Here is a 9,551-nt window from a genome sequence, read left to right on the forward strand (position 1 = left end):
GTACCGGGTGAGGCCGACGATCGCACCGCGGGCATCCGGTCGCCAGTAGGGAGCGAACAGGCCCGAGAATGCGGGCACGAAGTACGATCCGCCGGCGTTCTCGACGGTCATGGCGAGGGTCTCGACATCCTGCGCGCGGTCGATGATCCCGAGGTTGTCGCGCAACCACTGCACGAGCGATCCGGTGACGGCGATCGAACCTTCCAGCGCGTAGTGGGCGGGCCCGTCGCCGAGCCGGTACGCGACCGTCGTGATCAGACCGTGCCGGGACCGGACGATCTCGGTCCCCGTGCCCACCAGCAGGAAGTTGCCGGTGCCGTAGGTGTTCTTCGAATCCCCGACCCCGAAGGCAGCCTGCCCGAAGGTGGCGGCCTGCTGATCTCCGAGGATGCCGGCGATCGGCAGTTCGCGGGCTGTGCCCGGAAGCGCGAGCTCGCCCACGACGTCCGACGACGATCGGATTTCGGGCATCATGGCGCGCGGGATGTTCCACAGCGCGAGCATCTCGTCCGACCAGTCGAGGGTCTGCAGATCCATGAGCAGCGTGCGGCTCGCGTTGGTGACATCGGTCACGTGCGCTCCGCCGCTGGTGCCGCCGGTGAGATTCCACACCACCCACGAGTCGGGGGTGCCGAACAGCAGATGGCCGGCTTCGGCATCCGCCCGCGCCCCCGGCACGTGGTCGAGGATCCAGGCGATCTTGGATGCCGAGAAGTAGGTGGCAAGCGGAAGACCCGTCACCTCGGTGACCCGATCGCCGACACCGTCACGGGCCAGCGCATCCAGCCGAGGCTGCGTGCGGGTGTCTTGCCACACGATGGCGTTGAAAACGGGCTGCCCGGTGCGGCGGTCCCACACGATCGCGGTCTCGCGCTGGTTCGTGACCCCGGCCGCGGCGATACCGGATGCCTGCAGGTGAGCCTTGGCGAGGACGCCAGAGATCACCCACTCGGTGTTGGTCCAGATCTCCATGGGGTCGTGTTCGACCCACCCCGCGCGAGGAAAGATCTGCTCGTGCTCGCGCTGGGCGGTTGCCACCACGGTTCCGGCGCGATCGAACACGATCGCCCGTGTCGAGGTGGTGCCTTGGTCGATGGCTAGGACGTGTTCGGCCACGATGCCTCCCGAAGTGTTGAGCGCCTCCAGACGATGGATGGCGCGCCGCTTAGGCTACCGGTGCTGCCGCGGGCTGCCACGTCGGATCGGCGGCGTGGACAGCGGCAAGTGCCGCGGCGACCTCTGCCCTGGCGGCATCCTCGTCCCATCCGAGGACGGGCGCGACGGCGTCGGCGATCTCGGCGACGACCGCGGGAGTGGCCTCACCGCGGAACGCGAGGCTCGTGCGGCGCAGCAGCAGGTCGGCCAGATGGACGACATCCTCTGTGCTCGCCAGGTAACGCAGCTCGCCGGTGCTGTAGGCGGGAAGGGTCCGGAGTGGCCGGTCATCGGCATCCTCGTCGACGAAGGCGATGACCTCGCGGGCTGTCGTTCCGTAGCGTTCGAGGAGGGTGGCTGCGGCATCCTTCGAGAGCCCCCGGCGGTTCTCGGCGACCCACTGGTGCCGTGCCCGCTCGGTCACCGGATACCCGGCTCCGCCGCCGATCGCACGGCCATGGGTCGTGACGATGCGGGGCCGAGCGAGCAGAGCGAGGGCGTCATCGGTGAGGTGGGCGGCGGAGGCACGGAAGGTGGTCCACTTGCCGCCGACGAGGCTGATCACCGTGGTGTCCGCCGACCCGGGGAGCTGCTCGGTCTCGACACGGTAATCGCGCGAGACGAAGCCGGGAGCGAGATCGCCGTGGCCGGGAAGCGGGCGGACACCCGAGAAGCGGTACACGATCTGCGAGCGGTCGACGGTGATGTCGGGGAAGACGTGCCCGATGAGGTCGATGAAGTAGTCAACTTCGGGCTCGGTGCACACCGCGGGCTCTGCCATGTCGTGCTCGAGGTCGGTGGTGCCGACCAGGACGCGTCCCTTGAGCGGGTAGATGAGCACGATGCGACCGTCGCGGTGTTCGAAGAAGATCTCTCGACCAGCCGTGGCTGCCAGCAGCTCGGGGTTGTCGAGCACGATGTGCGAGCCTTTGGTTCCGCCCATGAAGCTGGTCGGGGCCCCGAGGGCGCGGTTGGTGAGGTCGGTCCAGGGTCCGGATGCGTTGATCACGACCGCGGCGCGGAACGGGAACTCGGCACCTGTCTCGGTGTCGCGAAGCGTGATCGCGCCGTCCGCTGCCCCCACGACTTCGAGGTAGTTCGCGGCCCGGGCGCGGTCGCCACCGGCGGCACGCCCGTCGCGGAGCAGATCGAGCGCGAGTCGCTCAGGGTCGTGCACCGAGGCATCCCAGTAGGTCGCGGTGTACTTGACGGTCTCGTTGATCGCCGGAAGCGCTCGCCGCGAACCGGCGCGTCCGCGGAAGGTGTGGCGGGGAACACGGCCGCCGCCGCGCGAGAACGAGTCGTAGATCGTAAGGCCGATCTTGATCAGCGCGGCGCCGCGCTCGACGTGCTTTCCTGCGCCGTGACGCAGGAAACGGAGGGGCGCCGAAAACACCCCCGAGAACGTGGAGAAGATCGGGATCGTCGTCTGCAACGGACGGACGTAGTGGGGAGCCGTGGCGAGCAGATCGTTGCGTTCGGTGACCGCCTCGTGCACAAGCCGGAACTCGCCGTTCTCGAGGTAACGGACGCCGCCGTGGATCATGTGCGACGACGCTGCTGATGCGCCGCTGACGAAGTCACCGCGTTCGACGATCGCGACATCCACGCCCTGGAGAGCGAGGTCCCGAAAAGTCGCGAGTCCGTTCACCCCTCCGCCGACGATGAGGACATCGGCCTGCGGCCGGTCGCTCAACTGGGTGACGGTGCCTCGCTCGACACTGTTTCGTTCGACGACGCTCATCGATTGGTGTCCTTCCTCGCTCGGGGACTTCCCGCGTGCTCCCATCGTCCCATGACTGATCGAAGTTGCAGACCTAATGCACATACGTGCACACTGTTCGCGTGAGCGACGACTCAAACCACTTGCGGCGGGCACTGACCGCCGCCCACCTCTACTACGTCCAGCTCCGCACCATGGATGCCATTGCCGCCGAGCTCGGGACCTCGCGCTCCACGGTGTCGCGACTGCTGTCGTTTGCGCGCGCCGAGGGAATCGTCGAGGTGCGCGTGCGTTCACCCCTCGACGCCCCGGGACTCGTGGAGACGCAGCTGCGGCGCCAGTTCGGCGTCCGCGCACAGGTCATTCCCGTCCCCGAATCGGTGAGCGATCTCGAGCGCCTCGACCGCGTCGCGCAGGGAGCAGCTCAGTTGCTCGATGAGCTAATCGTCTCGGATCTGGTGGTCGGCATCGCGTGGGGATCAACACTGGCTGCGATAGCACGGCGTCTCACTCCCAAGCGCGTGCACGGCACGACATTCGTGCAGCTGAACGGCTCGGGGAACGTGAAGACGTCCGGTATCACGTATGCGAGCGAACTGCTCAGCAGATTCAGCACCGCATACGGTGGGGATGCCGAACAGTTCCCTGTGCCGGCGTTCTTCGATGATCCCGAGACTCGGCGCGCACTCTGGCGAGAGCGCAGCACGCGACGCATCCTCGACATCCAGAGCCGCATGGGTCTCGTGCTGTTCAGTGTGGGAGCTTTCCGGGCCGAGGTACCCAGCCGCGTGCACGCCGGCGACTACCTCGAACCCGCCGACCTCGAGCAGCTGAAGACAGAACGGGTCGTGGGTGATGTCGCGACGGTGTTCTACCGCGCGAACGGCTCCACCGAGGGGATCGCGCTGAACGAGCGGGGATCGGGCCCGTCTTTCGATCTGCTTCGCGCGGTCCCGCGGCGCTGCTGCATCGTGACCGGCGAGGCCAAGATCCCGAGTCTGCGCGGCGCGCTCGCCGCGGGCCTCATCACGGATCTCGTCATCGATGAGCGCACCGCTCGCGCCATGGTCGACGGACGCGAAGCGTCGTAGGCCACCGGGAATGAACGCGCGCGCGGCGCGTTGACTACACTCGAGAGCAATGAACGTGCTCCGGGGTCGGTGAGAATCCGAACCGGCGGTGACAGTCCGCGACCCGCTGCATCAGTGTTCGAGAGAACACCGCAGCGGTTGATCCGGTGAAATTCCGGGACCGACGGTGATGCGACGCGAAAGTGTCGTCAGTCCGGATGGGAGGCAGCACAGGTGACGCCATGGCGTTGCCGCCTTCCCTGCCCCGGCGTACCCGACCGGAGTGGGCAGTGAGTCAAGGCACAAGCGAGACAGCCGCTATGAGGCGTGCGCTGAGCGCTGCGCTTCGTGGCCCTCGCGGGGTGAACCCCCAGGTCGGGGCCGTCATCCTCTCGCCCGAGGGCGAGGTTCTCGCCGAAGGCTGGCATCGGGGCGTGGGAACAGCACACGCCGAAGTCGACGCGATGTCACAGCTGACGCCTGACCAGCTTCGCGGCGCCACGGCAGTTGTCACCCTCGAGCCCTGCAACCACACCGGCCGCACTGGCCCGTGTGCGCAGGCACTCATTGACGCTGGTGTGGCCCGTGTGGTCTACGCGGTCGACGATCCCGGCGCCGTCTCGGGCGGCGGCGCCGAACGTCTCGCGGCATCAGGCGTAACCGTCGAGGAGGGTCTGCTGCGCGATGAAGGCACCGCGCTCCTCGACACCTGGCTCACCGTGCAGCGGCTGGGTAGACCGCACGTCACCGTGAAGTGGGCGCAGAGTCTGGACGGCCGGGCCGCGGCCGCCGACGGAACGAGCATGTGGATCACCGGCCCCGAGGCGCGCGCTGACGTGCACCGGCGGCGATCGGATGCCGATGCCATCGTGGTTGGCATTGGAACCGTGCTCGCCGATGACCCGGCGCTCACCGCACGAGGGGCTGCCGGGCAGCCACTGTCGCAGCAGCCCCTGCCTGTCGTTCTCGGGCGGCGCGCGATTCCGGATGCCGCGCAGGTGCGCAGGCATCCCCGCACCCTGATCCAGCGGCCCGGGACAGACCTCACCGTGGTGCTGGACGAACTGCGCGATCTCGGCATCCAGCGTGTTTTCGTGGAGGGCGGGCCGACGGTTGCGGCATCATTCCTGCGCGCCGGGCTCGTCGACGAGGTGCTGGCGTATGTCGCTCCGGTACTGATCGGCTCCGGCCCCGACGGCGACAGGCCGGCCGTCACCGACATCGGGGTCACGACCCTCGCTGACGCTCACCGACTCGAGCTGACCGCGCTCGAGCGGCTCGGCGATGACGTGTTGCTTGTCGCACGCCCCCGTGCCACTGCCCAGACCTCCGATTCCCCATCCCCCGAGACCACCGTCGCTGACGCGTCGTCGGTGTAGTCAGGAGCCCCCATGTTCACAGGACTCGTTGAAGAGATCGGCCGCGTGACCGCTGTCGAGCCGTCGGGTGACGGCATCCGGGTGACGATTCACGCACCGAAGTCCGTCGCGGATGCCGCGCACGGCGACTCCATCGCCGTCAGCGGTGTGTGTTTGACCGTCGTTGCCCGCGACGGCGACGGCTTCACCGCCGACGTGATGCGCCAGACGCTCGACATGTCGACCCTCGCCGATGTCTCTGTCGATCGCCTCGTCAATCTCGAACGCGCCACCGCCGCCGGCGGACGCCTGGGTGGACACATCGTGCAGGGGCACATCGATGGCACGGGCACCGTCGTCGAGGTGCGGCCCGGCGACCAGTGGCGCGTGATCCGCGTCGCGATCCCCCAGCATCTGGCGCCTCTGGTCGTCGACAAGGGCTCGATCGCGATGGACGGCGTCTCGCTGACCGTCAGCGCCGTGAGCGACCCGGCCGCGACAGAGCCGTGGTTCGAGGTTTCGCTCATCCCCGAGACACTCGAGGCTACGACGTTCGACTCCCTGCAGCCGGGCTCGCCCGTGAACCTCGAAACCGACATCCTTGCCCGTCACGTGCAGCGTCTGCTGGCGTTCCCCTCGGCGGCCGAGGCCGCCCCGACCGAAGGAGGCTCGCGATGAGCCTTGCCCCCATCCCCGAGGCCCTGGACGCCCTACGCGCCGGGCGCCCGATCATCGTCGCGGATGACGAGGACCGCGAGAACGAGGGCGATGTCATCCTCTCGGCAGAGCTCGCCACCCCCGAGGCTGTGGCGTGGACGATCCGCTGGTCCAGCGGCCTGCTGTGCGCGCCGATGCCCGCCGAATGGGCAGACCGGCTCGACCTGCCGCCCATGGTTGCGGTCAACGAGGACGCCCGCGGCACCGCGTACACCGTCACGGTGGATGCCGCCGACCGCACCTCGACCGGCATCAGCGCGAGCGATCGGGCTCACACACTGAACGTGCTCGCCGATCCTGGCTCGACGCCCTCAAGTGTCATCCGACCGGGCCACGTGCTGCCGCTTCGCGCCGTCGACGGCGGCGTCCGCGAGCGCGCTGGACACACCGAGGCGGCTGTCGAGTTGATGCGCCTCGCCGGCCTGCAGCCGGTCGGCGCGATCGCCGAGGTCGTCGCCGAAGACGGCTCCATGATGCGGATGCCGGGGCTGCTGGAGCTCGGAGCCCGCGATGGTGTTCCCGTCATCACGATCGAGCAGCTCATCGCCTACCTTGACGAAAACGAGCCGCGCGCGGCCGCGCCGCAGGACGTGCACCGCCGCCGCGTGAGTTTGCGCGCCGAGGCGACGGTCCCGACCGCGCACGGCGTGTTCCGCTTCCTCGCGTACAAGGATCGGATCACCGGCACCGACCACATTGCGGTCGTGGCCGGTGATCTGGCCGAGGACGCACCCCTCGTGCGCGTGCACTCGGAGTGCCTGACCGGCGAGGCTTTCGGCTCCCTGAAGTGCGAATGCGGCCCCCAGCTGGATGCCGCGCTCGACGCTATCGCGCAAGACGGCGGCGTTGTCATCTACATGCGCGGACACGAGGGACGCGGTATCGGCCTGATCAACAAGCTGCGGGCCTACAGCCTGCAGGAGCGCGGCCTCGACACTGTCGATGCGAACCTGGCCCTCGGGCTGCCCGCCGATGCGCGAGACTACGCTGCCGCTGCCGGCATCCTGGGAGACCTGGGCATCGAACGGATGCGACTGCTGACCAACAACGGCGACAAGGTGGCTCAGCTTCGCGAGCTCGGCCTCGACATCGCGGAGCAGGTGCCGCTGCTCGTGGGCGTCGGCCCGAACAACCACCAGTACCTGGCAACGAAGGCTGAGCGCATGGGGCACACCATCGCTCTGGGCGACCTGGATCGCGCCCTCGGAGTCGGGGTCGCGACAGAGAGGACCGACGCATGAGCGGAACCGGCGCCCCCGAGCGCGAGACGATCGACGGCTCGGGACTGGACATCGTGATCGTCGCGGGCCAGTGGCACGAGACCATCGCGAACGGCCTCCTGGACGGCGCCCGCCGGGCACTCGATGCCGCCGGCGCTTCCTACCGCGTCGTGCCTGTCCCGGGCTCGTTCGAGCTTCCCGTCGTGGCAAAGGCAGCTCTGGATGCCGGCGCCGACGCGGTCGTCGCGCTCGGCGTCATCATCCGCGGCGGAACCCCGCACTTCGAGTTCGTCTCGTCAGCGGCCACCGACGGGCTCACCCGCGTCGCCCTGGACGCCGGCAAGCCCGTCGGCTTCGGCGTGCTGACTCTGGACGACGAGGCGCAGGGCATTGACCGGGCCGGCCTTCCGGGCTCGCGCGAAGACAAGGGCTTCGAGGCTGCGGATGCCGCCCTCCGCACCGCGCTCGCGCTGCGGGAGCTGCGGGGCTGACCAGCACCGGGTGAGGCGAACAAGACTCCACCTTCAGTGAGGCATAAGGTACGCTGACGGCATGGAGATTCTTCGTCATGCCGTCCTTCTCGTTCACCTCTCGGGCTTCGCGATTCTGTTCGGCGCCTGGGTCGTCGAGGCGGTGCGGCGCACCGGGGCCGTGACGGCACTCATGAACTGGGGCCTGCTGATCGCAGGCGTCGCGGGGCTCGCGCTGGCAGCACCCTGGGGCGTTCCCGAGGGCGTCGAGTTCAACTACATGAAGATCGGCACGAAGCTCGTCATCCTGCTCATCATCGGGGCGCTCCTGGGCATCGGATCGGCCCGCACCAAGCGGAACGGCTCGGCTCCCGCCGGTGTATTCTGGGCGATCGGCATCCTGACCTTTGTGAACGCGGCCATCGCCACCCTCTGGCGCTAGGCGGCGCCGGGGGCGGACGCCTTTCTCGTCCGCCTCGTCGACAGGCCCGCATGACCTCCGCAACCGCTGCCCTTCCCGCGCCCGCCAACCCGCGAAGCCGTGTCATCACGGCAAGCCTGGTCGGCACAACGATCGAGTTCTACGACTTCTACGTCTACGCCACGGCAGCGGTTCTGGTCTTCCCCGCCCTGTTCTTTCCGACGGGCAACGAGACCACATCACTGCTGGCATCCTTTGCGGTGTTCGGCGCCGCGATGGTCGCGCGACCACTCGGTGCCGTGGTGTTCGGCCACTTCGGCGACCGGTTCGGCCGCAAGGCGACCCTCGTCACCTCGCTGCTCACGATGGGCATCGCGACCTTCGTGATCGGGCTGCTGCCGACCGTGAACGAGATCGGCATCTGGGCAGCGGTGTTCCTGCTTGTGCTGCGACTCGCGCAGGGATTCGCGCTCGGCGGCGAGTGGTCGGGCGCTGCGCTGGTCGCCACCGAGAACGCCCCGGCGGGCAAACGAGCCTGGTACGGCACCTTCCCCCAGCTCGGAGCCCCGATCGGCTTCATCATCGCCAACGGCATCTTCCTCGCGATCAACCTCTCGCTCCCCCACCCCGATGGCACGGCCCAAGCCTCAGACGCGTTCCTCGCCTGGGGCTGGCGCATCCCGTTCCTGTTCTCAGCGGTCATGGTGATCGTCGGCCTGTGGGTCCGGCTGCGCCTGGTCGAGTCTGACTCGTTCACGCGGGCCGAAAAGAAGGGAACGCTCCAGAAGTTCCCCCTGGGCCTCGCGCTGCGTCGCTATTGGTGGCGGCTCATCCTCGGCACGTTCATCATGCTGGCAACCTACGTGCTGTTCTACCTGATGACGAGCTTCACGCTCTCGTACGGAACGAAGGCGACGACGGATGCCGCGCAGGCTGCAGCGGAAGCGGCAGGCACGCCCTTCGACCCGGCCAGCTACGTGCCTGGCCTCGGCTTCGGGTACACGGATTTCGTGCTGATGCAGATCATCGGTGTCGTGTTCTTCGGGATCTTCACGCTGCTGTCGGGTCCCGTGGCCGACGCGATCGGCAGGCGCCGCTTGCTGCTGTGGGTGACGGCGGCGATCATCGTGTTCGGCTTCACGTTCACCGTTTTCCTGCTCCCCCAGGCCGATCCGAAGTTCACCGGCGCGCTGGTGCAAGCGTTCCTCGTGTTCGGGTTCGTGCTCATGGGCTCGACCTTCGGGCCGATGGGCGCCGTGCTGCCCGAACTATTCCCGACGGAGGTCCGCTACACGGGCTCCGCTGTCTCGTACAACGTCTCGTCGATCCTGGGCGCTGCACTCGCTCCCCTGGTCGCCGTCGCGCTGTGGGCAGCCGCCGACGGGAGCCCCGCGCTCGTCGGGCTTTACCTGTCGGC

General features: G+C 68.3%; 9 protein-coding genes and 1 riboswitch. Of the genes, 7 read left to right on the forward strand and 2 right to left on the reverse strand.

The window, feature by feature from the left end; translation table 11 throughout:
- A partial coding sequence (locus B3587_RS05335; RefSeq protein WP_292726946.1) for an FGGY family carbohydrate kinase occupies positions 1 to 1,116 on the reverse strand: 1,116 nt, incomplete at its 3' end.
- A gap of 49 nt (positions 1,117 to 1,165) precedes the next feature.
- On the reverse strand, positions 1,166 to 2,899 hold the full coding sequence (locus B3587_RS05340; protein ID WP_292726948.1) for a glycerol-3-phosphate dehydrogenase/oxidase: 1,734 nt from the start codon (positions 2,897 to 2,899) through the stop codon (positions 1,166 to 1,168).
- Between the two features lie 101 nt (positions 2,900 to 3,000).
- Between B3587_RS05340 and B3587_RS05345 the strand changes: the two genes are divergently transcribed.
- The 7 genes from B3587_RS05345 to B3587_RS05375 form a co-directional block, all read left to right on the forward strand.
- On the forward strand, positions 3,001 to 3,969 hold the full coding sequence (locus B3587_RS05345) for a sugar-binding transcriptional regulator (RefSeq protein ID WP_292726950.1): 969 nt from the start codon (positions 3,001 to 3,003) through the stop codon (positions 3,967 to 3,969).
- A 53-nt stretch (positions 3,970 to 4,022) separates the two neighbouring features.
- Positions 4,023 to 4,182: riboswitch (FMN riboswitch) on the forward strand.
- A gap of 86 nt (positions 4,183 to 4,268) precedes the next feature.
- Positions 4,269 to 5,327 carry a bifunctional diaminohydroxyphosphoribosylaminopyrimidine deaminase/5-amino-6-(5-phosphoribosylamino)uracil reductase RibD gene (gene ribD, locus B3587_RS05350; RefSeq protein ID WP_292726952.1) on the forward strand — a complete coding sequence of 353 codons (1,059 nt, stop codon included), beginning with the start codon at positions 4,269 to 4,271 and terminating at the stop codon, positions 5,325 to 5,327.
- A gap of 12 nt (positions 5,328 to 5,339) precedes the next feature.
- Positions 5,340 to 5,984 carry a riboflavin synthase gene (locus B3587_RS05355; protein WP_292726953.1) on the forward strand — a complete coding sequence of 215 codons (645 nt, stop codon included), beginning with the start codon at positions 5,340 to 5,342 and terminating at the stop codon, positions 5,982 to 5,984.
- A complete protein-coding gene (ribA, locus tag B3587_RS05360) occupies positions 5,981 to 7,264 on the forward strand; it encodes a GTP cyclohydrolase II (RefSeq protein ID WP_292726955.1) in 1,284 nt (427 codons plus the stop codon). Before B3587_RS05355 ends, ribA begins: the two co-directional genes overlap by 4 nt.
- Positions 7,261 to 7,734, forward strand: coding sequence for a 6,7-dimethyl-8-ribityllumazine synthase (gene ribH, locus B3587_RS05365; protein ID WP_292726957.1), 474 nt, complete (start codon positions 7,261 to 7,263; stop codon positions 7,732 to 7,734). The genes ribA and ribH overlap by 4 nt, the downstream gene beginning before the upstream one ends.
- Positions 7,735 to 7,795: 61 nt before the next feature.
- A complete protein-coding gene (locus B3587_RS05370) occupies positions 7,796 to 8,155 on the forward strand; it encodes a Fe-S protein (RefSeq protein WP_292726959.1) in 360 nt (119 codons plus the stop codon).
- A 50-nt stretch (positions 8,156 to 8,205) separates the two neighbouring features.
- The coding region (locus B3587_RS05375; RefSeq protein WP_292726961.1) for an MFS transporter at positions 8,206 to 9,551 on the forward strand (1,346 nt) is incomplete at its 3' end.

The organism is Microbacterium sp. UBA837, from assembly GCF_002296025.1.
Classification (GTDB): Bacteria; Actinomycetota; Actinomycetes; order Actinomycetales; family Microbacteriaceae; genus Microbacterium.